This window comes from Streptomyces sp. NPDC001020 (assembly GCF_053599115.1).
Genome location: NZ_JBSFLQ010000002.1, coordinates 207,103 through 229,858, shown reverse-complemented (window position 1 = coordinate 229,858; position 22,756 = coordinate 207,103). Strand labels below are relative to the sequence as shown.

At 69.3% G+C, this 22,756-nt stretch carries 19 protein-coding genes, 1 tRNA gene and 2 pseudogenes; 8 read left to right on the top strand and 14 right to left on the bottom strand.

From position 1 onward, the window contains the following. Positions 1–396: 396 nt before the first annotated feature. The 4 genes and pseudogenes from ACWDEX_RS02680 to ACWDEX_RS02665 all read right to left on the bottom strand — a co-directional run bounded on the left by ACWDEX_RS02680 (position 397) and on the right by ACWDEX_RS02665 (position 3,936). Complete coding sequence (locus ACWDEX_RS02680; RefSeq protein ID WP_450461306.1) at positions 397–1,497, bottom strand: DUF3644 domain-containing protein; 1,101 nt, start codon at positions 1,495–1,497, stop codon at positions 397–399. Between the two features lie 147 nt (positions 1,498–1,644). After that, positions 1,645–1,887: pseudogene (locus tag ACWDEX_RS02675) on the bottom strand (hypothetical protein); the annotation flags it as partial. A 158-nt stretch (positions 1,888–2,045) separates the two neighbouring features. Then, positions 2,046–2,546 (bottom strand): NUDIX domain-containing protein, encoded by a 501-nt coding sequence (locus ACWDEX_RS02670; protein ID WP_450461305.1) that lies wholly within the window; start codon positions 2,544–2,546, stop codon positions 2,046–2,048. A 37-nt stretch (positions 2,547–2,583) separates the two neighbouring features. Beyond that, positions 2,584–3,936, bottom strand: coding sequence for a tetratricopeptide repeat protein (locus ACWDEX_RS02665; RefSeq protein WP_450461304.1), 1,353 nt, complete (start codon positions 3,934–3,936; stop codon positions 2,584–2,586). Positions 3,937–4,161: 225 nt separating this feature from the next. Here ACWDEX_RS02665 and ACWDEX_RS02660 point away from each other — a divergent pair, with 225 nt between their 5' ends. The 4 genes from ACWDEX_RS02660 to ACWDEX_RS02645 all read left to right on the top strand — a co-directional run bounded on the left by ACWDEX_RS02660 (position 4,162) and on the right by ACWDEX_RS02645 (position 7,209). After that, positions 4,162–4,911, top strand: a complete 750-nt coding sequence (locus ACWDEX_RS02660) for a hypothetical protein (RefSeq protein WP_450461303.1) — start codon at positions 4,162–4,164, stop codon at positions 4,909–4,911. A gap of 83 nt (positions 4,912–4,994) precedes the next feature. Next, positions 4,995–5,906, top strand: a complete 912-nt coding sequence (locus ACWDEX_RS02655; protein WP_450461302.1) for an aminoglycoside phosphotransferase family protein — start codon at positions 4,995–4,997, stop codon at positions 5,904–5,906. Position 5,907: 1 nt separating this feature from the next. Next, complete coding sequence (locus ACWDEX_RS02650) at positions 5,908–6,600, top strand: class I SAM-dependent methyltransferase (RefSeq protein ID WP_450461300.1); 693 nt, start codon at positions 5,908–5,910, stop codon at positions 6,598–6,600. A gap of 30 nt (positions 6,601–6,630) precedes the next feature. After that, positions 6,631–7,209 (top strand): HAD domain-containing protein, encoded by a 579-nt coding sequence (locus ACWDEX_RS02645; RefSeq protein ID WP_450461299.1) that lies wholly within the window; start codon positions 6,631–6,633, stop codon positions 7,207–7,209. Positions 7,210–7,310: 101 nt separating this feature from the next. On the opposite strand, the pseudogene ACWDEX_RS02640 reads toward ACWDEX_RS02645, so the two are convergent. The 5 genes and pseudogenes from ACWDEX_RS02640 to ACWDEX_RS02620 form a co-directional block, all read right to left on the bottom strand. Next, positions 7,311–9,031 (bottom strand): annotated as a pseudogene (locus ACWDEX_RS02640) (relaxase/mobilization nuclease domain-containing protein). Continuing rightward, a complete protein-coding gene (locus ACWDEX_RS02635; RefSeq protein WP_450461298.1) occupies positions 9,028–9,918 on the bottom strand; it encodes a MobC family plasmid mobilization relaxosome protein in 891 nt (296 codons plus the stop codon). The pseudogene ACWDEX_RS02640 and the gene ACWDEX_RS02635 overlap by 4 nt, the downstream one beginning before the upstream one ends. Before the next feature lie 16 nt (positions 9,919–9,934). Next, on the bottom strand, positions 9,935–10,732 hold the full coding sequence (locus ACWDEX_RS02630) for a DUF2637 domain-containing protein (protein WP_450461370.1): 798 nt from the start codon (positions 10,730–10,732) through the stop codon (positions 9,935–9,937). A gap of 484 nt (positions 10,733–11,216) precedes the next feature. Beyond that, positions 11,217–12,479, bottom strand: a complete 1,263-nt coding sequence (locus tag ACWDEX_RS02625) for a DUF3631 domain-containing protein (RefSeq protein WP_450461297.1) — start codon at positions 12,477–12,479, stop codon at positions 11,217–11,219. Between the two features lie 263 nt (positions 12,480–12,742). Next, the gene (locus tag ACWDEX_RS02620; protein WP_450461296.1) at positions 12,743–12,982 is read right to left on the bottom strand and encodes a hypothetical protein; all 240 of its coding nucleotides are present in this window, start codon (positions 12,980–12,982) and stop codon (positions 12,743–12,745) included. A 96-nt stretch (positions 12,983–13,078) separates the two neighbouring features. Between ACWDEX_RS02620 and ACWDEX_RS02615 the strand changes: the two genes are divergently transcribed. Beyond that, positions 13,079–13,765 (top strand): helix-turn-helix domain-containing protein, encoded by a 687-nt coding sequence (locus tag ACWDEX_RS02615; protein WP_450461295.1) that lies wholly within the window; start codon positions 13,079–13,081, stop codon positions 13,763–13,765. Beyond that, positions 13,762–15,435 carry a site-specific integrase gene (locus ACWDEX_RS02610; RefSeq protein ID WP_450461293.1) on the top strand — a complete coding sequence of 558 codons (1,674 nt, stop codon included), beginning with the start codon at positions 13,762–13,764 and terminating at the stop codon, positions 15,433–15,435. The genes ACWDEX_RS02615 and ACWDEX_RS02610 overlap by 4 nt, the downstream gene beginning before the upstream one ends. A 47-nt stretch (positions 15,436–15,482) precedes the next feature. Here ACWDEX_RS02610 and ACWDEX_RS02605 read toward each other — a convergent pair. The 4 genes from ACWDEX_RS02605 to ACWDEX_RS02590 form a co-directional block, all read right to left on the bottom strand. Next, positions 15,483–15,555 (bottom strand) — tRNA-Arg (locus ACWDEX_RS02605). A 545-nt stretch (positions 15,556–16,100) separates the two neighbouring features. After that, positions 16,101–16,346 carry a hypothetical protein gene (locus ACWDEX_RS02600; protein WP_450461292.1) on the bottom strand — a complete coding sequence of 82 codons (246 nt, stop codon included), beginning with the start codon at positions 16,344–16,346 and terminating at the stop codon, positions 16,101–16,103. Positions 16,347–16,681: 335 nt separating this feature from the next. Then, the gene (locus ACWDEX_RS02595; protein WP_450461291.1) at positions 16,682–17,956 is read right to left on the bottom strand and encodes a M6 family metalloprotease domain-containing protein; all 1,275 of its coding nucleotides are present in this window, start codon (positions 17,954–17,956) and stop codon (positions 16,682–16,684) included. 248 nt (positions 17,957–18,204) lie between these two features. Beyond that, entirely contained in the window at positions 18,205–18,708 is a 504-nt protein-coding gene (locus tag ACWDEX_RS02590) for a MarR family winged helix-turn-helix transcriptional regulator (RefSeq protein ID WP_450461290.1), read from the bottom strand. A gap of 121 nt (positions 18,709–18,829) precedes the next feature. Between ACWDEX_RS02590 and ACWDEX_RS02585 the strand changes: the two genes are divergently transcribed. Next, complete coding sequence (locus tag ACWDEX_RS02585) at positions 18,830–19,636, top strand: dioxygenase family protein (RefSeq protein WP_450461289.1); 807 nt, start codon at positions 18,830–18,832, stop codon at positions 19,634–19,636. A gap of 546 nt (positions 19,637–20,182) precedes the next feature. Beyond that, on the top strand, positions 20,183–21,181 hold the full coding sequence (locus ACWDEX_RS02580; RefSeq protein ID WP_450461288.1) for a sigma-70 family RNA polymerase sigma factor: 999 nt from the start codon (positions 20,183–20,185) through the stop codon (positions 21,179–21,181). Between the two features lie 544 nt (positions 21,182–21,725). On the opposite strand, the gene ACWDEX_RS02575 is transcribed toward ACWDEX_RS02580, so the two are convergent. After that, complete coding sequence (locus ACWDEX_RS02575; RefSeq protein WP_450461287.1) at positions 21,726–22,700, bottom strand: helix-turn-helix transcriptional regulator; 975 nt, start codon at positions 22,698–22,700, stop codon at positions 21,726–21,728. Positions 22,701–22,756: the final 56 nt, after the last annotated feature.

Here is a 22,756-nt window from a genome sequence, read left to right as displayed (position 1 = left end):
CGGGCCTTGGGTCAAGGCCCGCCCGCCTACTGCCAGACTCCGACCTCAGCGTTTGCGCCAGTCTTTGTGGGGTTCGATGAGGGTGCTGCCTCCTGCCCACTTCATCCTGCAGACCGGGCAGATCACGTACCACTCGTCGCCTGGTGCACTTTCGTCCATGTACCCGTCCTGTCCTGTCCCAGGGCAGTCTTCGGTGATTTCTTCTTGACGCATTGCTTCCCCTCAGTGCCTGGTTGAGCAGGCTGCGCCTTCGGCGGCGACAGCGGCAGAGCGGATGCAGGCTAGCGCAGCCCACTGACACGAGCAGGGCACTCGGCAATCGTTGGTGGCGATACTCCGACGTCCAGAGCACGATGGTCTCCGCAAGTAATCAAAGATCGCCGTGCGTCGCGACGGTCACCCAGCTCGACAGCCGGGCACTTTGCAGGACTCCAGTTGGCGGGCGGACGGGTTGTGAGCTCGCCAGACGGCTTCCAGATCCAACGTGTCGCGCGCGGTGCGCATGCGGGTGAAGGCGTTGTCGGAAAAGCGCTTCAGGCGTTGGGAGCTGAAGACGAACTCGTGGCTGCACGCGGGATCAGCGTCGATGCCCAGGTGACGCCGCAACGCGAGGCACTTCGGCTGGGTCAAGTCAAGGGCCTCGGCGAGCTCGGCCGCCGAGCGGTGGTACTTGGCCTGGAGATCCACCTCTCGGATCGCGGCCGCCGGCACGGATTCATCAGCTGCATAACGCACAGGCGGAGCCGCCTGGTTCTTGACGAAGCGCACCTTGATCAGCAGTCCCTCACCGTCCGTAGCAGTGGCCAGCTCCTCCAAGCGAGGGAAGACTTCCGAGCGCGTCGCTCCCCCGCGTATGCCGGTCTGAACGCGATCGACGTCCTTACTCGAGACGCGGGTCTCTGGCCCGGTGTGGGCCTCCATCGCCAACAAGGTTCGAATCCTGGCTCGTGCCTCGTGCGTCGCGCGTCGGCCCGGCTTGAGTAGGGCTGCGATCTGTGTGTATTCCTCGTCCAGGAGGAGCCCAAGGTCACGGGGCGGGTCAACCGACACCGGCAGTACGCGGTCGGGCAGGTGGTCAGCGAGCGACTCCTTGAATACGCCCCTGAGCAGGTCGTCGAAGAGTGTCACGGCAGCTCGGGCATGCACGTACAGCAGCTGCTCGGAAACCTGGTTGAACCAGTGCTGCTCGTCATCACGCATGGCGTCGATGGCTCTGAGCGTTCCTGCGTCAGGCTCGCTGAGCTTGATGTCTGGGTGTTCGGCAGCCTTGCGTACGCAGGTCTCAAATCCGAGTGACCGGCCCAGGGCCGGGTCGAAGACGCTAATGCCCTTCTGGACGAGCGCGGCTTTCAGCAGCATCTCGAAGGAGTGCTGAAGGTGCAGAAGTACCTTCGTTTCTCGCCCTCGGTTGTGCGGCGAGTTGAATGCCTCGGCCGCCGCAACCATCGAAGAAACGGCCTTCTCCTTGAGGACACGAGCCTCTTGCCTCAGTCTCACTCGCAGCCCTCACGTTCCAGACGCACCAGATAATCGGTGTCCAGGGTAGAGGTTTCCTGTCATTACGGGCTGGTAGATGCTAAGACGAGCACCGGCCCCGCTCGGACGCCCCGTCTGTGCGCCCAACCTGTTCAACGAGGCCCCGCTGGACGTACTCCGAGACTTCCAGGTCTGCACGGTGGAGTTGCCCGGCGCGGTGGCGCGCAGCGCGGCCCCGAACTCCTGCAGCATGCGCGCGACCCAGGCGTGGTGGGTGGCGGATTCGGCGGGGACCTTCATCGCGATGGCCGTGGCGGCATCGGGGGCGCCCTGGGCGAGCTGTGCGTGGGCGAGGCGGGTCGTGGTGATGGCCCGAGAGCGGATCATGTGGGGCCGGAGGGCGGCCAGGCAGTGTCAGTTCTGCCATACGCGCGGCTGGTCGGTCGGGGATGCGGGCAAGCATCCGGCAGCCGGCCGCGCAAGGTCTTTAACCTCTGGAACACGGCGCGTAACAAATAATCACGGCCCTGCTCCGAGTTGCGCAGGCCACGCTGCCGCCGTGCTGATCCCTACTTCCACCCATCCAGCGATACCTGAGGGCCACCGGTGAGATAGCGGTGGAGGGCGCTCGCGGTGGTGTCCACGAACTCCTCTGGGATGGCATCGGCATCGACCCAGCAGACCTGAGCGTGCTTTCGAGGTTCGCGGTTCTCCGGTTCGCCGGTCCAGTCGTGCGCGGCGAAGACCACCGTGAGGAAGCCGTTGGGAGCTTCGACGCCCCAAGCGCCATGGATGACGTGGGCGACCTTCAGGGCCTCCGGCTTCACGGTCAGGCCGGTCTCCTCGTACAGCTCGCGTACGGCGGTCTCGGTAATCGGCTCACCGGGTTCGCTCTTGCCGACCGGTAGGTCCCACATGCCCTGGGCGAACTTGGCGTTCTGGCTGCGCTGGAGGAGGACGACGCGGTTGGTGGCCTTGTCGTGGACGATGACGGCGGCGACCAGCAGGGTCATGGATTCGAGGGCGGGCGGGAGGGCGTTGGGCTGGTCGTCGGTTGTCCGCTTAGCCACGGTTGGGTGTCCCTTCGTCGGCCGGTTGGTGGGCAGCTTAGGCCAGTGCTTCGCGTGTGCGGCGGGCGAGTTCGGCGGCTCCGGGCACTTTGCGCCGCTGGTAGATGGCGAGGGTGGAGCGGAGTGAGGTGATTGCCTTGCGGGTGCGGTCCGAGGTCATTCCCTCCATGAGGGACAGGGCCTGGGACCAGGCGGCGACGGCCTCGTCGGCTCGGGCTTGGGCGGCAAGGCTGTCGCCGAGGTCGGCGTAGGTGAGCGCGTGGACCCGTTTGTACTTCTCCGGGTCCCAGCGGACCAGGGCATCGCGGTGCTGCTGCTCGGTGCCGACGTGGTCGGCGAGGTCGGTCAAGGTGCGGGCGGTGTGGCTGGCGACGGTGCCGGCGGCCGGGCCGCTGACGCGGGAGTAGCTGGGCTGTGGGCCATCATCGCGCAGGAGGGCGTCTTCGGCAGCGAGCAGGGCGCGGGCGGCTGCGGGCTTCTCGCCCACGGCGGCGTACGCGCGGGCGTGGGTGATGTGGAGCAGCGCCTCGGTCTGGCCGTCGACGTGGTCCAGGCCGCGGGTCAGTGCGCCCTCGACGAGGTCGACGCAGTGGTGGGGTTGCTTGAGGCTGAGGGCCTGGTGGGCGAGGGCACGCATCATCCAGGCGGCGTGGCCGTGTGGGTCGGCTTCGCAGGCGAGTTGGTATCCGACTTGGTAGTAGCGCTGGGCGGCGCCTTCCTGACCGAGGTCGTGGTGCTTCCAGCCTGCGAGGTAGGCGAGTTCTGCGACCGCTCCGAAGGCTGCTCGGCGTAAGGCTTCGTTCGGGAACCGTCCGCGGAGCATGGGGGCTGCGGTGTCGGCGAGATACGCGGTGACGGTGGTGAGCCCATGGCCGCCACCGAGACGCTCGTCGGCGGCACTGAAAGCTGCGGTGATCTGGCGTACGACCTCCACGTCCTCCGCACCGACCAGCGAGCTACCGGTGCGGGCTCGAAGCATGCGCGCTGTGGCTTCGTGGTCATAGGCAAGGGGCATGGCGACGCCGGCCGCGGTGAAGGCGGCTACGGCCAGGAAGCGTCGGCGTTCGACGTCGGCACGGCCCAGGTCGGTCGCGGCGAGGACGGGATCAGCCTGCTCGGTCGGTGCCTCGCCCCCGCGGAGACCGATCTCCGTCTCAGTGACCGTGCGGCCTGCTCGCCGGGACAGTGCCTCGGCGAGGTACCCGGCGGTCCGGCCGGTCGGCTGGCGGTTGCCGTTCACCCAATGGGAGACAGCCGACTTGTTGGTCTGGAGGGTCTCGCCGTTCTCGGCAGCGATGCGTCGGATGTCCTTCGCCAGAGCCTCGTAGGTGCAGCCCGTCGCCTCGATGGTCTCGCGCAGGCGGGAGTTGGGTTCTCTCTGCGCTGCCACGATCGCCTCCGCTCCGGAGCTGTAAACCGCGTATACCGCTTCGACTGCCTCTCACCGTACCCACTGTGCGTGACGGCGTGTTCACTGAATATCAGCCGCCCGGCCCGGTCCGACACTGTGACCAGGCTCCCCCCTTCGGCCGGGCGGCTCCCCGAAGTTCCGTACCACCGCTCCGGGTTCAGGCATGCCTGCGCCCGAACCCGGCCGATCAGAGACGGAGACACGGTGACCACCATCGACACCACGGCCATCACGGTCGAGCTGCCCCAGGCGTTCGACGCACGCTGGAACCGCCTGCCGGGCATCCAGGTCGACGGCCGGCGCATCACGATCGACCCGGCCGAGTACTTCTTCCGCTTCGAGTCCAACACCTGGCTCATCGCCGACTGGGAGCTGGTCAAGTCCCAGCTCCTGGGCGTGGAGGAAACCACCGAGAGCGCGGTCGAGCAGCTCGCCCTGGACTTCATCAAGGCCCACGGCGAGTCCACCTCGGACGCCGCCCGCGTACTGTCCACCGCCTACGAGGTGTACGCCTACCTGTTCCGCGACGAACACCTCGCCGGGCTCGGCCTGCCGCAGATCACCGCCGAGCACCTGCGGATGCTACGCGAGGCCGCCACCCTGATGGCACTCAACAAGGTCGAGCTGGACGGGCACATCTCCAACGTCGGCCCGTGCTGGTTCTTCCCGGCCGCCACCTCGGTCGTCTTCGACCTGGACGACGAGATGGGCGGGACGCTGGACGAGGTCTACCACGGCGGCTGGTTCAACGAGCACCGCCGCATCGAGTCCATCAAGGCCCACGCCGCCCTTGGCGGTCGGCTCGTGCACGGCTGCCAGTCCGTGCCGGACCAGTCCGGCGGCGTCGTCGCACCCTACGGTGCCTCGATGACCGCCTTCCGCGACGACCTCGCGGCCTTCAAGACCGGCTGGATCGAGCAGGTCTACGCCCACCGCGTCAGCCCTGCCGCATAGCACCCGCACCACACACCCGGCTCCGGGGCGGGCAGGCACCTCTCGCTCGCCCCGGACGCCACCACCGCACTGGAGAGCCCTTCATGGACGCGACCCTCAACGCCGAACTCCTGGACAACCTGCTGACCCTCGCCAACCAAACCTGCGCATCCCGTGACCAGGTGCGCGTCTGGTCCATGTCCGGCGTCGAGCGCCTGACCTTCACCGACGGCAGCACCGCCATCTTCAAGTACGCCAGAAGGCCCTTCAACAGGGAGGACCAGGCACTCCGGTTGGCAAAAACGCTCGGCGTCCCCGTCCCTTCCGTTCACGCCTCCGCAGTCCTGGACGGCTGGCTCGGGATGCTGCTGGAAGACCTCGGCGCTCCCATCCGCGAAGCCGATGACCTCGACGGCGCCGCCGCAGCCGTGGCCCTGCACCGCACCCGCACGGCCGCCGCCCTGCCTGTCCTCGACCAGGAAGGTCTGCGCCGCCTCCCGGCACGAGCCTTGGAACACCTCGGCCACCTGCGCAAGGCCGACCGGTGGGAGGACACCCACGACATCGAGGACGCTCTCGACCACATCGCCCAAGCCGCCGAGACGCGCTCGGCCGACGCCACGATCGGCCCGTTCGGCTGGGTGCACTCCGAGTTCCACCCCACCAGCCTCCACATCGGCCGGCGCGGCTGGCGGCTGCTGGACTTCGCCCGCGCCTTCACCGGCCCCGGCCTGCTCGACCTCGCCAGCTGGCACGGCACCATCGAGGACCCCGACCCCGTACGTCTGCGGGTCTTCCTGGAGACGTACGTCACCGAGGGCGGCACCCCTGACGCCCTCGCTGAGCGTGGCGGGCTTCCGGCGGAGAAGTGGGCGCTGGGCTGGCACCGCGTCTGGGCCGTCGAGTGGTTCATGGAGCAGTCGATCCGCTGGATCAACGACCCGGCCACCGACCCGGCCTACATCAAGGCCGCACGCCGGCACCTCACCGATGTCCTCCACCTCCTGGAGGTCTGACGTGCTCGCCCAGGCGTCCCCCTGGTACGTCCACGCGCTCCAGCGCACCACGGCCGCCCTCGCCGAGCCCCTGTCCGTCCCCGCGCGGATGGAATGGACCACACGGCCCGGCAGCGGACCCGGCGCCGAGATCCTCGCACCGGATCTGCGCCGCAAGCGACTGCTGGAACTCGGCTGCGGCCCCGGCCACAACGCCGCCCACCTCGCCACCCGCTACGGCGTCCACGTCACCGGCGTCGACCTCGTCGGCCTACAGGTCCGCCGAGCCCGCTCCCACTACGGACGGCTGAACAACCTCACCTTCGTCACCGGACACGCCCTGCACTACCTGCAGGCTTCCGACGAGCGATTCGACGCGATCTACTCCGTCTTCGGAGCGATCGGACTCGTAGCCCCCGAACTGCTGCTCCCGGCCATCGCCCAGCACCTCAAACCCGGATGCACCCTCGCCTTCTCCGTACCCCACCCCCAGCGGGGCGGCAGGCGCCCTTCCACCGACGACCGGCCCAGCCGCGACTACGTCACCCTCCCCGACCGCACACGCCTGCCCATCGCACGCTGGGAGTTCGACGCCGAGCGCTGGGAGAAGCACCTCGGACGAGCGGGTCTCTGGCTCGCCTCGGCCCAGGAGTTCCACGACGCCCGCCACGGCCTCTGGCCCACCACTCTGCTGATCACCGCGCGCAAGCTCTGACCCCAGCCCCCGGCCCCCTGGGAGAACCCGATGCGCCCGTCCTACCTACTTCTCGACATCGACGGCGTCCTCATCCCCTTCCCGGACGCGGAAGGAGCCGGCCCCGAGACCCACACGCGCCACGATGTCGTACCCACCGGCCGGACCGCCGACAACCCGCTCACCATCTGGCTCAACCCCACGCACGGCCCCCTGCTCATGCACGTGATCCGGACCGGCCTGGTCACCCCCGTCTGGTGCACCAGCTGGCGCCAGGACGCCACCACGCTCATAGGCCCGCTCCTCGGCCTCCCGCCCCTGCCGCACGTCGACCTGCCGCGTCCGCAGATCACGACCAGCCACCCCAACGGCTACCTGTGGAAACGCGACCACGTCGACGCCTGGCTCGGCGACGCGCCCGCCATCTGGATCGACGACGACTTCAGCAACCTCGACCACGAGTGGGCCAGGGAGCGCACCGCCCGTGGTCATGTCACCGCCCTAATCCAGCCGGACCCGCACGTCGGGCTCCTGGCCGAGCACCTGGTCGAGGTCCTGGCTTGTGCCGCCCTGTTGCGCGTCGCGCGGGCTGATGCCTCAGGCGTCCCATGTGAAGCGAAGGTCGCCTAACGTGGCAAAACCACAGGAATCGCTGATGCCCTCGTCACCAAGAAGGAGCGAGGGCATCAGTGTTGACAGCTATGTCGCCGGGGCGCAGGCAGTGTTGGTCCCTACCGACGCTGCTGGTGCTGCTGTTCGGTGAGCGTCGATGCCGCAGCTGTGATCTGGTGGCCACGGCTCTGGGAAGTGCCGACCGAGCCCGCGATGGTCGAGCGCCGGCGGGCGGCTTCGGCGCGGCGGTTGGGGGCCGGGTTTCGGCCGGTGTGCTGGATACGGGTGATCAGGACGCGGGCGGGGTGGCGGGCGGTGGTCAGTTCGCGTTGGGCGGCGGCCTCCCTGAGGAGCTGGTGGGGTTGGTGGCCGCGGGCTTCCGCGTCGGCGAGGACGGTGGCGAGCGCGGGCCAGGCCGGGTCGGAGAGGATCCGTTCGGCGTGGTCGGGGACAGCTGCCCGTACGTCGCTCGCGAGAACGCGGCGGGCTTGGTCCCTGGGCGGTCGGGCTACGAGTTCGGTGAGCGTCGGGGCGAGGGCGCGGCCTGCGGCTGTCTGGAGGTGTTGGACGGCCTGGCGGGCGGCGTCGGCCTGGTGGGCGTGGTACTTCGCTTCGTGCCAGCGCCTGGCGACGATGGTTGCCCAGAGGAGGGCTGCGAGCATGGCGGCGAGTGTGCTGCCGTCCGGGCCGGTGGCGGTGTGGGCGATGTCGCGTGCCGCGTTGCGCAGGGCGTGGGCGGCTCGGTCTTCGGCGCGAATCTGGGAGCGCTGGGCTCGGGCGAACGCCTTGGATGCGGCTTGGAGTTCGGCGCGCAGGTTGGCGGGTGCCTTCTGGGCGGTGGCTTCGAGCAGCTCGCCGAGGGCTGCGATGTGAGCCTGGGCGTGTGTGTCGTCGGTGAGGTCGGTGTGGAGGGTGTCGAGTGCCTCGGTGGCCTGGTGCCAGGGGGTGCTGGGGCGGTTGCGGCGGGCGGTGGGGTGCTCTTCAGGCCGGCCGGATTCGAGGCGTGCCTTGATCTTGGGCAGGGAAAGGTCGGGGGAGATCTTGCCTCCGGGGTGGAAGATCTGCTCACCGTTGTCGTTGAGGTCGCCGGGGCGGCCGACAGCGTAACCGAGGAGGTCGCCTGACGGTCCGCGCCTGGCCTTGACCTCGATGCCGTCGGCTTCAAGGTAGGCGATGAACTCCTCGGCGCCTGTCACGTGGGGGATGGCGGCGCGGATGCGGTCCTGGAGCCACTCGGCACTGATCTGGTCCCAGCCGAGGCGTTCGGCCTTGTGCATCTCGGCCTGGGTAGGCCGGAGGGCCCCAGTACGGTCACCCTTCTTCAGTTGCCGCAGCCCGTAGACCTTCTCGACCTCTCGGCAGGCGTCACCGACGCGCAGGCCGCTGTCGTGGAGTTTGGGGCGGCGGCCGTCCTCGCGGACGGTGGTGGCGAGGATGTGGATGTGGTCGTCGGCATGTCGTACGGCGATCCAGCGGCAGGCCAGGTCGTCACCGGCGGGGGCGATGCCGGCGGCCTGGACGATGCGCTGGGCGATCTCGCCCCACTCGGCGTCGGAGAGATAGCGGTCTTCGGGCGCGGCGCGGCGCGGACAGGGCAGTGCCACACGTGATCGGTAACCTTCTGTCCAAACTCACTGTTGCGCAGCCGCACGGGTTCGTCGAGGTAACGGGCGAGTTCGGTGAGGGTGGCGTTCTCGTCACGGCCGGGGTCGGGCATCCCGAGCATGGCGAACCCCGCGACGATGTGTGGGTCGAGGTGTTCGTCGTGGCGTCCGGGACCGTAGAGGTAGGCGAGCAGGCCGCGGGTGTTGGACCCGGCCGGCTTGATGGCGGCGATCACGCGGCCGCCTCCGTCTCTGGATCGACGGGCTGGCGCATGGCCTCGGCGATCAGCTCCAGCAGCTGTTGGAGTTCGTTCAGGCGCTGACGGATGTCGGGTGGGGTGTGGTCGCTGTTGAGGGCGCGGGCGATCTGGTTGACGTTGACGCCGATCCGGTTGAGCTGGCGCAGAACCTGGGCGCGGAAGATATGAGTGCGGCGGCGGTCCTCGGATAGAGGCAGGTTGGCGGTGAACCGTCCAGTGACGAAGGCGAGGACGATGTCGGCGGCGAAGCCGGAGTGGCCCTTGTAGCCATGCTGGGCGGCAGTGTCCTGAAGCAGGGCGAGCTGGTCGGGGGTGAAGCGCAGGGGGCCGACGCGCTCGTCGCGTTTGGTGCCGTTGAAGCGGCGGATGGTGGGCTGCACGTTCTGCACAACGGGCTCGCCGGCGGAAGTCTCGGCGGTGGGGGCAGGGTGGAGAACTTCGCGCTGGACGGCGTGGAGTGTGTCCGGGTCGGGGCCGCCCTCGGCCACGGCCTCCTGGTCCTGCGCCCCCTGGCGCTGGGCCGTCTCCGCCTCCCCTGGGGCGGAGATCCCCGAAGGCCGGCCTTGAGTCGGACTCGGGGTACTACTGGCTCCGCCGGGGGCCACCCGTCCGAACGCAAGCCGCAGACGGCTCATCAGCGTAGGGGACTTCGTCAGCGGTATCGGCACGTCGTGAGTGTCTTTGGGGCGGTGCGGGTCGTGCGTCACGGGCGGTGCTCCAGAAGAGGTGGGGAAGGCGGGCAGTTCCGCAGGAGGGGGCGGCGGAGTGGGGGCGGTCACCGCGTCGTCCACAGATGTGGAGAAGCGGGCGGCGAGTGAGACGGGTGGCCGACTGGCCGGCGTGACCGGAAGGGTTCCGGTCACGCCGTGAGGATTCCGGTCAGCCGCTGTCCGGACCGGTCTCGGCGGCAGCTTCGATTTCGGGCCGGAGGGTGGCCATCACGTCGGTCTGCCGCTCGCTGCTGATCGTCAGCCCCTTGGCCTTAACGGCCTTTCGGAGCAGTGACCGGGTGAGCGTGCCGTGTTCGGCGAGGGCGATCCGGCCGATCTCCACGAGTTCGTCAAGCGTGGCGCTGGGCGGGCGGCCGCCGCGCGGCCTGCTCTCCGCAACCTCGGAAGCCGGTTCCGTCGGCTGGGCGGACAGGGCGGTCGGCGTCACTGGCTGGGCGGGCTCGGCCGGTGGCTCGCCGAGCGTGGCGGGTGCGGTGACCGGTGGAACCGGCGCCTGGACCGGCGCGGGTTCCGGATGGCCCGCAGGCTGGTCGACGAGCTGGTGGATCTGCCGCATCAGGACGCCGAAGGCCAGCAGGTCTGCGGTCGGGGGGACTGCGGCGACCACGTAGTCGAGCAGCGGCACGGTGGCTGCGCTGCCGGTGCCGTTGACTCCGGCGACGTTGAGCGCGATGGAGCCGACCGATCCGGTGGCCGTGAGGGCGATCGCCCACCTGTCGGTGACCCGGCGCAGGCCCGCGCGGAGCATGAGCAGTTCGCCCGCGACGATGAAGGCGTCGAGGGTCGCCGGCCAGGCCCAGCGGCGGGTGGGAGAGTTGCGCAGCCCGTGCTGTCCGGCGACCTCGGCGAGGTGTGCGTACGACAGCCAGAATCCGCTGATGGTGAGGGCGACGATGACGACCCCGGCCGCACCGAGCGTGTATCGCTCGATGTCCTTCTTCGTCATCGACAGCCGTCCTCCGTCGGGGCGGTGCCCCCGACGGGTGGGTATGGGGGTGGGGAGGGTCAAGCGGGGTGCTCCTGGGCTTTGGTGGTGTGATCCGTCTTGCCGTCTTGGCCGTTGCAAGCGCAGGTCAGGGCCGGTACGGCAGGGCGTGGATGTGCCGTACCGGCGGCGTTCGGGGTCTTCCGGCGTGTGCGGCGCGGCCTGACGGCCAGCGGCCTGCCGGCGGCGTCTCGTCGTGTCCCCCTGCCGGTCAGGACGGCACTGCTACGTTGTGCCGTCCTGCTCGGCGGGGCTGTGACCTGTGGTGATACGGCGAGGACGCGTGGGACGGCGCAAGACGGGTCCGGGCGGCGTCCTCTCGACGGCCGCAACTCACCATGATCGTGTTGCCGTCTTGTCGCCGGTTGCCGTCTTGCCTACACGTGCCTTGACCTGCGGAATCACGGGAGGGACGGCAGGGACGCCCACCCGGGGGATGCGGGGGTCAGTCTGCGCTGGGGGCGGCAGGCTCGGTATCCACTGGGTGGACAGTGGGGCAGTAGCGCCGCCACGGGTCGAGGAACTTGTTGCGCATGTAGCCCTTGCGCTGGGTTCCGTCGGGGAGGCGAACGTTGCCGGGCCTGATATCGAACTCTCGGAGCATCGCTGCCAGGTCCTTGGCGTTCAGCCCGTTGCGTCCCCACTCCGCCCAGGGGCTCTCGGCATCCAGCCGGAGCTGGTGGAGTAGTTCGTCCGTGGTAAGGCTGTCGGGCTCGCGCTGGGCTACGAACACCCTGCGGATGTCGGCGAGGATTCGGGCTCCGCCGGGCCGGTCCTCCTCTGCCTCGACCTCTGCGGCGACCATCCGTGCGCACGCCTCGCGGGCGCGACGGGGCCAGGATCCGGCGGCCAGGTCCGCGATGATGACCAACGGCTCCCAGGTGTCTGCGGCCCGGTCCTCCACCGGCATGTCCGGCTCCAGGTCCGCTGCCTCATCCAGCAGCGGCCTTGCCCATGCAGCGATCCGGTCGCGCAGGTCGTGCAGAGCGGGGATGTCGCGTCGGGAACGGAAGGGCTTGACGCGCTCGCCCTCCGCCCGGCGGCGCATACGGATCACCACAGCCCGATCCATGATCGTGTCGGGCAGGTCACCGATCCCCGCCAGCGCCGCCATGGCGAAGGTGGCGAACCGGTGCGGGGTGTGGTCGTTGCCGACCACCCGCGTGACGTAGCGGTTGCGTTGGTGGCCGGCGTTGAGCAGGCCGCGCATCTCCTCGTTCTTCTCCGCCTGCTTCGGCGTGCCGAAGATGGTGTCCGCCTCGTCCACCAGGAGCGTGGGCGGCTCCTCGGTGATCGACCGGAACACCGCCGCCGGTGTGGTGTTGATGGTGAGCATCGGGTCGTGGACCGTCTCGGTCAGCACGTCCAGCAGCCGCGACTTGCCGCACCGCTTCGCCGGCCCCACCACCGCCAGGCGCGGTGCGTGCTGCCAGGCGGGCTGCAGATGCGTCGCCGCAACCCACAGCGTCACCGCATCCAGCGCCTCCGACGAGGGCAGGATCACGAACTTCGCTATCTGCGCACGTAGTTCGTCCAGCAGCGCCGAGCCGACGGTCGGCTCCGGATCCGGTGCCGGAGTCTCGACCGCCTCGCCCTGCGCAGTCGGCTCAGGTTCGCCCTGGTCGGGCTTGCCCGGCACTGCGACCGGCGGCCATGCGGTGGCAAGGGGTACGGGGGTGGAATAGGGCGCGGGGTTCTCAGGTTGCACCAGGTGGCTCCTCTTCTGCGCCGCCGGGCATGCAGGCCCAGCGGCGCGGATCGTTCGTTGGATGCGGGCGACGGGGATTCCCGAGCCTCCGGCGTTGCCGCGCCGGAGGCTCGCTGTGTTCAGCGACCGAACACGTGCTCTGTCCCGAGTCGGGACACTCGGTCTGCTCCCCGAGGGAACACGGACAGTACGTCCAGCCCATGCAACAGTCCAGCGTTTCTGTGTCAGCTCAGCGCAGAACTGTCTGCTACGCTCCCCCGCCTTCACGCCGCCAGCCCGAGCAGCTCCCACAGATCTGCGGTCACCACCCGGTAGGCGTTGCCCAGCCGCAGCACCTTGCACGGGTAGGCGCCCCGCTTCGCCAACTCATAGCCCTTGCTCCGGCCGAGCCCGAGCGCTCGATTGCTGGTGTCCAGGTCAACCGCCACGGGAAGGGCGAGTACCTCTTCCCGGCTCATCCCCTTCGAGTGCTTCGAGTCTCCGGCCATCGCGTCGTCGCGCATGCAGTGCGTCCCTTTCCATGCAGCCCTCGGCGAACGCGGTCATCACATCCGGCTCCAGGCGCCTACAAACCAGGATGGCCAAGCTAATGTGTCTTCATGACACAACACCGTTTCGATGATGGAAGTGACGAGGACGACGTCCCTGAGTGGGCGGACCGGATCAAGGCCAACGTCGCCGGCGAAGTGCGGCGCAGAAGGAAAGAGATGGGATGGAGTGCGCAGGACCTGGCGGACCGGTGCGAGCAGCTCGGGCATCCCATCCCGCGCAACGTGATCGCCAACATGGAGTCCGGGCGCCGGGCCACCCTCCCCCTTGTGGACGTCATGGTCCTGGCTGCCGCCCTGGAGACGTACCCGGTCTGCCTGATCTTCCCGGTCGGCTACGTCGAGGAGACCCAGGAACTGCCGTTCCAGCACCTCGTGCCCACCTGGGACGCCCTACGGCGCTTCACCGGGGAAGAGGACGTGCCCGGCCACGACGCGGGCCTCGTCCCCGACTTCGAACTCCACGCCAGCCTCGTCCGCACCGCTCTCGCCGCGCTCGAAGAGGAAGAACGCGCCCGGTTCGCGGCCAAGACGGCCACCAGCCGCGCCGAGAAGGAAGAAGCCGAGCGCCAGCAGGCCAAGTACGCCGATCAAGCCGTCTCGGCCAAGTACAGGCTCCGCTACCTCCGCCGCGACCTCCGCGAGGAGGGGGCCACCCCGCCCGATCTGCCACCCGCACTGGGCGACGTCGACCCACCCGAACCCGATACCGAAACCACCCCGGAGGAACGCCCTTGAAGGGCTCCACCCACCGCCGCTGCTACTGCCGCGACCCCCACACGGGCAAGCCACTTGGCAAGAAATGCCCCAAGCTCTCAAGCCGCAAGCACGGCTCGTACTCCATACGCCAGGAGCTCCCGCCCCGCGAAGACGGCACCCGCCGCTCCTTCAGCCGCGCTGGCTACGACTCCCTCAAGGCCGCCCAGGCGGACCTCGACCACGTGCGCGCGCTCGTCGGCCTGGCCGACGCCGACGACTCCGAGGGCCTGGCCCAGATAGCCGAGTTGTTGGAGAAGGTGGCCGACGATAAGGCTCCGCTGCCGAACATCGAGGCGACCCGCAGGCGCCTCAGTCACGGCCTGGACCTGACGAGCAGGCTCACGGTCGGCGAGTGGCTGGACATGTGGCTGGCGGGCAAGAAGGGGCGGCAGAGCGCCATCAGCCGCGACGAGAGCAACATCCGCGTCCACCTCAAACCACGGATCGGGCACTACCGGCTCGACCGCCTCCGGGTCGCCCACCTGTCGGAGATGTTCGAGGCCATTGCCGAGGCCAACGTCGAGATCGCCGAAGGCAACGCGGCCCGCCGCAAGGCGTTCGAGGACCTCGCCCAGATCCCTTGGAAGGGCCGCGAGCCCCGCGCTCGCCGCAAGGCGATGAAGGCAGCCATCGCCGAGATGGAGCCGTACCGCCGCATCGTCGGTCCGGCCACCCGCCAGCGCGTCCGTTCCACCCTCCGGGCCGCACTCAACGCCGCGACCGCCCAGCAACTCATCACCTTCAACCCGGCCGCCCACGTCGAGTTGGAGGCGGGCAAGCGACCCAAGGCCCTCGTATGGACCGAAGAGCGCATCCTCCACTGGAAGCGCACCGGCGAGAAGCCCTCGTCAGTGATGGTCTGGACGCCGGAGCACACCGGCCTCTTCCTTGACCACGTCGCGGAGGACCGCCTGTATGCCCTGTTCCACCTGATTGCGTTCCGCGGACTGCGGCGGGGCGAGGCATGCGGGCAGAAGTGGACCGACACCAACCTGGACGCCGGTCTCATCACCGTCGCCAAGCAACTCGTCGTGGACGGTTGGGAGGTGTACGAGGACGACCCCAAGACGGACGCCGGCGCGCGGACCATCGCGCTCGACTCCGACACGGTCCAGGCCCTCAAGCGGCACCGCGCCCAGCAGGACAAGGACCGTAAGGAGTGGGAGAACGCCTGGGTGGAGACCGGACGCGTCTTCACCAAGGAGAACGGCGAGTTGCTCCACCCCGCCAACGTCACACGGCGGTTCATCGAGCTGTACGAGGAGATCGGTCTCCCGCCGGTCCGGCTCCACGACCTTCGCCACGGTGCCGCGACCCTCGCCCACGCGGCCGGGGCCGACCTGAAGGACATCCAGGAGATGCTCGGCCACTCCTCGATCACCATCACGGCCGACACGTACACGAGCCTGCTCCCCGAGGCGGACCTGGCGATCGCCGAGGCCGCAGCCCGGCTCGTCCCGCGCGCCCGTGCCACCTCCGAGAACACCGCCCCCGAGGCGGAGGCCGAGCCCAACGACGCGGAGCATCCCGGCCCGGAGGCCGTGCCGGATGATGCTGATCCGTTGGGAGGAATTTCGGAGATCAACTCTCCATCCGCTCACGCACCGCTCACGCAAACGGCCCCGGACGAGGAGTCCGAGGCCGAGTAGGAGCCCTCCCTGGGGGATAAACCCCAGGTCAGAGCGGTAAAGCGTTGTGCCCCCGGCAGGATTCGAACCTGCGACACCCGCTTTAGGAGAGCGGTGCTCTATCCCCTGAGCTACGAAGGCGGGGAACTGTCCGTGAACGTGTCCGAAACGATGCCGCGCTTGGAATCGCTTCCTGACCTGTTTTGGACAGGTTGGCGATCGGCCCGTGAGGGCCTGCTCGCCGCCGCCAGTGTAGCGGGTGGCGTGCTCGGCGTTCGGGGGATGCGGCTCGCTGGGGATCTTGTGCTGGGTGCTGGGGGACCGGGGCACGGTGACCTGCTGGGTGCCGGTAGGAGTGGATCGCGTTGAGTGCTCGGGTGACGGAGTCGTTCACCCAGGCCTGGCCGAGGTGGACCAGAAGGTCACCCCGGGCGCCGTATGCAGGCACTCGCGGCGGGAGTGTCGCAGGGGGTGGGCTGACTTGCTGTCCTGGCGGAAGCCCTTCAGCCGACGGGTCGCCAAGGGATCGGGAAGCGCAGACGCCGCGCGGGCTCGCCGGTCCGAGTCAGGAGATTCGGGGGATTCAGGAGGGCCGGCGCTTCCGCGGCGAGGTCGGGTGGTGCGGTGGTGCGGTGGTTGCATCGCGTGGTGGTGCCGTGGTGCGAGGGTCGGCCGACGGCGACCGGTCAGGCGGCCGTGGGGCCCAGCGTGCCGACGAAGCGGCCGGTGTACAGGTCCTGGCCCTTGTACTCGGAGACCATTTCGGCCGTGGCCATGAACGGGCCCTCGGGTGAGGGAAGTTGGCCGACGCCGCCCTTGGCGCCCAGTGGGAGAAGGATCATCGGGAAGCCCAGCGGCTGGTAGGTCTCCGTCGGCTCCTCGCCCTTGATCTGGGCGATGATGTTCTTGGCGACGACCTCGGCGTGCTGCATCGCGTAACCCGCCACCCACCGGAAGGCAGGCGCTCCAGGTCCACCATCACTTTGCTCGGCCTCAGGGAGCGGTCATAGGGGCGGGCAACGCAGGAACCCCACCCCGCAGTGTGCGGAATGGGGTTCCGTTCGAGCGCCGGGCAGGCCTTGCACCTGCATCTCCCCACAGGAAGTGGGGCGTCTTTCCTTGGACCACCAACGCATGGGCGGGTACCAGGAGTTCTGGTGACCGGCTCATGATCAAGTATAGGTCATGTCGACCGATGATCACACCACCGGTCGGAGCGGGCCGATGCGGTTCGCGGGACAGGGGGAAGGGCCGCGGTTCTGTCCCGTCACCCTCGCGTCACACGCACCCGGTAGCCACCGGAGGGGTTGGTCCCCGCGACGGTGACGACTATGCCGCCCTTGGGATCCTTGAAGGTCTGCCCAGGGGTGAACGGCGCGTCGGACAGTTCGGCCTGGACGTTGGGGCTGCGGGTGCAGCCGCCGCTGTCGCGCCGGGAGTCGTAGACCGTGACGGGTCCGTTGCCGGTGTCGACGTTCGCGTCGACCTTGTAGATGAGGATGCCGGGCCGGCACACCACCGCGTCGTTGCCTTCGGGGGTGCGCAGTTCCAGGGCGTACCCGGCGCTGGAGCTGATCGGTACGAAGACCAGCTTGCGGCCCCCGGCGCGGCCCAACGGCGTCAGCGTGTAGTCGGCGGTGCCACGTCTGGTCACGCAGCTGACCTGGGAGTCGTCCAGCCAGCCCAGCTTCCACTTGTGCCAGGCGAGCAGGTCGTTGCTCGCGCCCCAGTCCTCGCTCATGATGTCCCAGTGCCCGACCGCGGTCCCGCCCTCCTGGGTGTAGAGGTCGGGCAGGCCGAAGATGTGGCTGTTCTCGTGGGGCAGGACCCGGTAGCCGGTCAGGGCGTACGAGCCGGAGCCGTCGTCCTGGCGGCCGTATATGAAAGACGCGTTCGCGACCGGCACGCCGTCGGCATCCGGCGCCTCGGTGTTGGCGGCGAAGGTCACCGACAGGACGGTGTCCAGTGCGGAGGGGCCCGCGTTCGGCGTGACCAGCACGTTCAGCAGGTCGTAGTGGTGGAAGTCCACCTTGGGTCCGGCGGCGGCCGCGATGTCCTGGACGAGTGCGCGGTAGCCGGGGTCGAAGGGGGCGCCGCGTTCTATCCCGTAGGCCTTGAACGGCTTGGGCATGCGCAGCCAGTGGCGTATCGGCGCCTCCGGGCGGTAGTCGAGGCGCCCGTACGAACTGGTGCCGAACCATCTCTGGGTCTGCGGGAAGAACTCCGCGAACCGGTCGAGCGCGCGGCCCTGACCGGGCGCGTCGGCGAAGTCGATCATGAGGTTCAGTGCGCGGACGGTGCCGGTGGAGCGGGCGTAGCCGGAGACGGTCGGGATGCCCTCCGACATCTGGACGCCGGCGCGGCCGTGGATCAGGCAGGGGCGGAGCGCGAAGGAGCGGGTCGGGGCTATGGGGCCCGCCGTCGTGGAATCCGTCAACAGGTGCCCATTGGTGGCGGAGGTGCTGACCGCCAGCGTCAGAACGGTGACCGAGGCGAGTGCGGCGACACGGCGCGGGCGTATCCGGCGGCTGGACGGCTGCATGCGGTGCCCTTCGCTCCACGGCAGCCGCCGGTGTCCGGCTGCACCCCTGCGATCACCCTGTGGCGCGGCGTGCGGGGACGCTCGTCGAGCGGACCGAACGAGGGATTCTCCGGTGCGGAAGGGGTGATGACCAGGAAAGCTCGAGCAAGAGGGCCGGCACGGGGCCGGTCGTGTGAGCGGTGGGCGCACCGTGCTGCCTGAGCGCGGACACCTGGGGTCAGCCGTGTCCGGGACGTTCCGCCCGGGGCTCAGCGGCACCAGGGCAGGTCAGCCCCTGCCTCCTTCGGCTGCAGCCCCTCGGCGACGATCGTCATGATCTCGCCGAGGGAATTCTGCTGCTCGGGGGTGAGCCGGTCGAAGAGGGCCTGGCGTACCGCCGCCACATGGCCGGGCGCGGTGTGCGCCAACACCTCGTAGCCCTCGTCCGTGAGGACGGCGAGCTGCCCGCGCTTGTCGGAGGGGCAGTCCTCGCGCCGCACCCAGCCGCTTTTCTCCAGGCGGGCGACGGCGTGCGAGAGCCGCGAACGGGTGATCTTCGCTTGCATGGCCAGCTCGGTCATCCGCAGCCGACGGTGCGGCGCCTCGGCGAGCTGGACGAGCAGGCCGTAGTACACGTGCGGCATGCCCGCGTCCCGTTGCAACTGGCGGTCGAGATGGTCCTCGAGAAGGGTGACGGCGTGCATGTACGCGCGCCAGGTGCGCTGTTCCTCGTCGGTGAGCCAGCGTTTGTCGTCAGCGGATGCCGTCCTCATGGGTACCACTGTACGAGAGCGCTTATTGAACATTAAACAAGTGGGCGTTACGCTGTGCGGGTAGAACTTGAGACTTCAAATAGCGAGGATCTCGCGTAGGCCCGAGAAAGGAGCCGCCGTCATGTCCGTCGTCGCCGGGGGGCGCGCTGTGCCCGAGCGCATGCCCGCCCTCTATCTGAGTCACGGCGCACCCCCGCTGGCCGACGACCCGGTCTGGCCCGGACAGCTCGCCGCATGGTCCGCCGGTCTGCCGCGACCCGAGGCGATCCTCATGGTCTCCGCCCACTGGGAGGAGGCCCCGCTCGCCCTCGGCGCGGTGCGGACGGTCCCGCTGGTCCACGACTTCTGGGGCTTCCCCGAGCACTACTACCGGGTGACCTACGCGGCCCCCGGAGCTCCCGAACTGGCCGAGCAGGTAGGCAAGTTGCTGCGCGCCCCCGGAATCCCCGTACAGGACTTCCCGGACCGCGGCCTGGACCACGGCGCGTACGTCCCGCTCGTCGAGATGTTCCCCGAGGCTGACATCCCGGTCCTGCAGATCTCCCTGCCGACCCTCGACCCGGTCAAGCTGATGGAGGTCGGCCGCAAGCTGGCGCCGCTGCGCGACCAGGGTGTCCTGATCATCGGTTCCGGCTTCTTCACCCACAACCTCGCGGCTCTTCGTCACGTGGGCGGGGGAGTGCCCGGCTGGTCGGCGGAGTTCGACGACTGGGGCCACCGCGCCCTCGAAGCCGGCGACGTCGACGCCCTTCTCGACTTCACCCACAAGTCCCCGGCGGGCCGTCTCGCCCATCCGCGCACGGAGCACTTCGCCCCGCTCTTCGTGACGATGGGCGCGGCGGACGCGACGGGCGAACTGGACGCGCAGCGGTCGGTGATCGACGGGTTCTGGATGGGGCTCGCCAAGAGGTCGGTGCAGTTCGGGTAGCGGACCGGGCTCTGATGTCCTGAGGGGGCAACGGAGCCTGGTCCCGGGCGGAGTTCCTTTCTCCTACGAGGTGCGAGATGCGAGGTCGCATCCGGGCGGAAGGGCGCTGGATGCGGCGTACGCCGGATCGCCCGTGAGTGCTCGACCGCAGCAACCTTCAGCCGGTGCGAGCCGTCTTCACGGTGGGAGAGCAGCCAAGGGTGTCGCTCCTACGGTCCGAAGGCTTCGGTGTCGAATGTGACGGGCGTCTCGCGTACTGAGTGGCTGTGGACGCCCGTGAGGGCTGCGAGGTCACCTTCGCCTCCTGGTCTGACCTGCGCCTCATCACGTTCCGTCGGTGTCCGGCCCCCCTTCGTGGCGGCGCAGGGTACTGCATGATCACAAAAATTGAGGGGCAGGTTGGGAATTCTGTCCGGATTCCAGTCGTTGTTTCCATCAGATGCCGGGCACCCGAAAGAGTGGCCGAAGCGTCACAGGACCATCGCCAGCCCTCCCCTCATCTCGGCTCCGGCCGAGCGGGGGACCCCCAACCGCAAGGGAGCACGCATGGCAACCCGTGCCGTCGCCCGTCGCAAGTCCGCCGAAGGCGAGACCAGCGACGCGGCACACAGTGTTCGCGCCCATGGCGGCGAGATCGCCGATCGCGACCTGGTCGGCATGTACCTCGACGAGATCGCGCGTACGCCGCTGCTCGACGCCGCAAGGGAGGTCGAGCTGTCCCAGATCATCGAGGCCGGTGTGTTCGCGCGACAGATCCTCGAAGGTGAGGAGAAGGCCAAGGCCGATGCCACCCGAGAGGAGCTGGAGGCCCTGGTCGCCGAAGGGGAGCGGGCGAAGGACGTCTTCATCCGCTCGAACCTCCGGCTCGTCGTCGCTGTGGCGCGCCGCTATCCACGCAGCGGTCTTCCGCTGCTCGACCTGATCCAGGAGGGTAACGCCGGCCTGGTGCGCGCGGTCGAGAAGTTCGACTACCGCAAGGGCTTCAAGTTCTCGACATACGCGACGTGGTGGATCCGCCAGGCCATCACACGGTCCATCGCCGACCAGTCGCGAACCATCCGGCTGCCCGTCCACCTGGTCGAGGAGCTGGGCCGGATCCGCCGTGTGCAGCGGGAGTTCAACCGTGAGCACGGGCGGGAGCCGGAACCGGCCGAGATCGCGGCCGAACTCGGCGCGACCGAGGAGCGCATCATCGATGTGCTCGACTGGGCCCGTGACCCGGTCTCGCTGAACATGTCGGTGGACGACGAGGGCGAGACGCAGTTCGGTGATCTGCTCGAGGACACCTCGGCTGTGTCGCCCGAGCAGTCGGTACTGACGCTGCTGCGCAGCGAGGAGCTGGACGACCTCATCGGCCGGCTCGACCAGCGCACAGCCTCGATCATCAAGATGCGGTACGGCATCGAGGACGGCCGGGAGCGCACGCTGACAGAGGTCGGCAAGGAGCACGGCCTGACGCGTGAGCGGATCCGCCAGATTGAGAAGCACGCGCTGCTGGAGCTGAAGAAGCTGGCGCGGGACACGGGGTTCGACGCCGCGGCGTAAGGACCGGCGTCCGCGGGCCGACGGCCGCACCGTCGGCCCGGTGGCGCTCCCGTCTCTGACGATGTGGCGCTGATGCGCCGCTTCAACCTCGCGGACCGGGGAACAAGACCAGCGAGTCCCTCGTCGGCAGGCGCCGGGCCATACGGCTCGCGCCCCCCAGACCCGAGTCCCGACGCACTCCCCCCGGCGCCGGGGCTCTTCCCAGAGCCGGGCTTCGGCGCTATTCCCCCGGGCGCCGGGCCCGGCTCCTCTCATGCCCGACGCGAGACGGCGCACGCCTGGAGCGTGTGCGGACCGGGTTTCCGGGACGGAGACAGAGCTGAGGGGCCGCCCCGCACCTGAACCCCGGGGCGGCCCGGACGGCAGATTGTGCCACAGCGAAGTAACACGCTGTCCCCGATCGGTGTCACTCCGCGAGCAGGACCACGTACCCACTCCACCCGATGGCCGGTAATCGCGGGACGGGCGGCGCAAGGTGGCGACCCCTGCGGAGGTCGCCGACGAGGCGGCGGGACCACTTGGCAGAGCGCCTGAGCCGGTCCCCTCACGTCCTCCGCGACTCCGCCGCCCGACTCATCCGCTCCCCCACCTCCCTTACACGCGCGATGAGTTCGGACGGTCGATGCACCGTGAACTCGCAGTCGACCAGCGCGAGGCGTACGGCCAGCCAGTCCACGGAGTCGTTCGACGTGCCGCGCAGCCGACAGCTCTGCTCGTCGAGCGGCTCGGGCGCGCCGAACCAGCGGGGCAGGCGCGCCGCGACGAGGTCGGCCGGTGCGGCGAAGGTCGCCTCGAACTCGTACGTCTCCTGCCGCCGGTGCATCGACTGCCGCAGATATTCCGCCGCGTTCCCCGCCGGCAGCTCCCGCGGCGCGAACCGGGCCCCCGTCGCGAACGGCTCACCGACCCGGTCGACCCGGAACGTGCGCCAGTCGTCGCGATCGAGGTCGTATGCCACCAGGTACCAGCGGCGCCCGGTCGAAACCAGCCGGTACGGTTCAGTGAGGCGCCGCGACGGCGTTCCGTCCCCGGAGAGGTAGGCGAAGCGCAGCCGCTCGTGGCCCGCGATCGCCGAGGCCATCACGGTGAGCGTCTCGGGCGCGATGCTCGCCCCGTCACCACTGGCCAGAGGCGTGGTGGCGGCCTGGAGGGTGGCGACGCGGTGGCGCAGCCGGCTCGGCAACACCTGCTCCAGCTTGGCCAGGGCCCGTACGGACGCCTCGTCCACGCCTTCCACCGCGTGCCCGGCGCCGGCGCGCAGTCCCACTGCGATCGCCACGGCCTCCTCGTCGTCGAGCACCAGCGGCGGCATGGCCTTCCCGGCTGCCAGCCGGTATCCGCCGTCGGCCCCCTTGGTGGCCTGAACCGGATAGCCCAGCTCGCGCAGCCGGTCGATGTCCCGCCGGACGGTGCGCCGGGAGACCCGCAGCCGCTCGGCGAGTTCGCCGCCAGGCCACTCGCGTGGGGTCTGGAGGAGGGAGAGGAGCTGAAGGAGCCGCGCCGGAGTGTCGGTCGTCATATGTGCCAGCATGCCTCAGTATTAGGACACAATCTGTCCTAATGCCTGCATAGCTT

What these genes read in the sequence shown, in the direction of transcription:
- ACWDEX_RS02655 (WP_450461302.1), top strand. Translation starts at nt 4,995, where the DNA reads ATGGACGCGACCCTCAACGCCGAACTCCTGGACAACCTGCTGACCCTC.
- ACWDEX_RS02645 (WP_450461299.1), top strand. Translation starts at nt 6,631, where the DNA reads ATGCGCCCGTCCTACCTACTTCTCGACATCGACGGCGTCCTCATCCCC.
- ACWDEX_RS02630 (WP_450461370.1), bottom strand. Translation starts at nt 10,732, where the DNA reads ATGACGAAGAAGGACATCGAGCGATACACGCTCGGTGCGGCCGGGGTC.
- ACWDEX_RS02620 (WP_450461296.1), bottom strand. Translation starts at nt 12,982, where the DNA reads ATGCGCGACGACGCGATGGCCGGAGACTCGAAGCACTCGAAGGGGATG.
- ACWDEX_RS02615 (WP_450461295.1), top strand. Translation starts at nt 13,079, where the DNA reads ATGACACAACACCGTTTCGATGATGGAAGTGACGAGGACGACGTCCCT.
- ACWDEX_RS02600 (WP_450461292.1), bottom strand. Translation starts at nt 16,346, where the DNA reads ATGCAGCACGCCGAGGTCGTCGCCAAGAACATCATCGCCCAGATCAAG.
- ACWDEX_RS02595 (WP_450461291.1), bottom strand. Translation starts at nt 17,956, where the DNA reads ATGCAGCCGTCCAGCCGCCGGATACGCCCGCGCCGTGTCGCCGCACTC.
- ACWDEX_RS02590 (WP_450461290.1), bottom strand. Translation starts at nt 18,708, where the DNA reads ATGAGGACGGCATCCGCTGACGACAAACGCTGGCTCACCGACGAGGAA.
- ACWDEX_RS02585 (WP_450461289.1), top strand. Translation starts at nt 18,830, where the DNA reads ATGTCCGTCGTCGCCGGGGGGCGCGCTGTGCCCGAGCGCATGCCCGCC.
- ACWDEX_RS02580 (WP_450461288.1), top strand. Translation starts at nt 20,183, where the DNA reads ATGGCAACCCGTGCCGTCGCCCGTCGCAAGTCCGCCGAAGGCGAGACC.
- ACWDEX_RS02575 (WP_450461287.1), bottom strand. Translation starts at nt 22,700, where the DNA reads ATGACGACCGACACTCCGGCGCGGCTCCTTCAGCTCCTCTCCCTCCTC.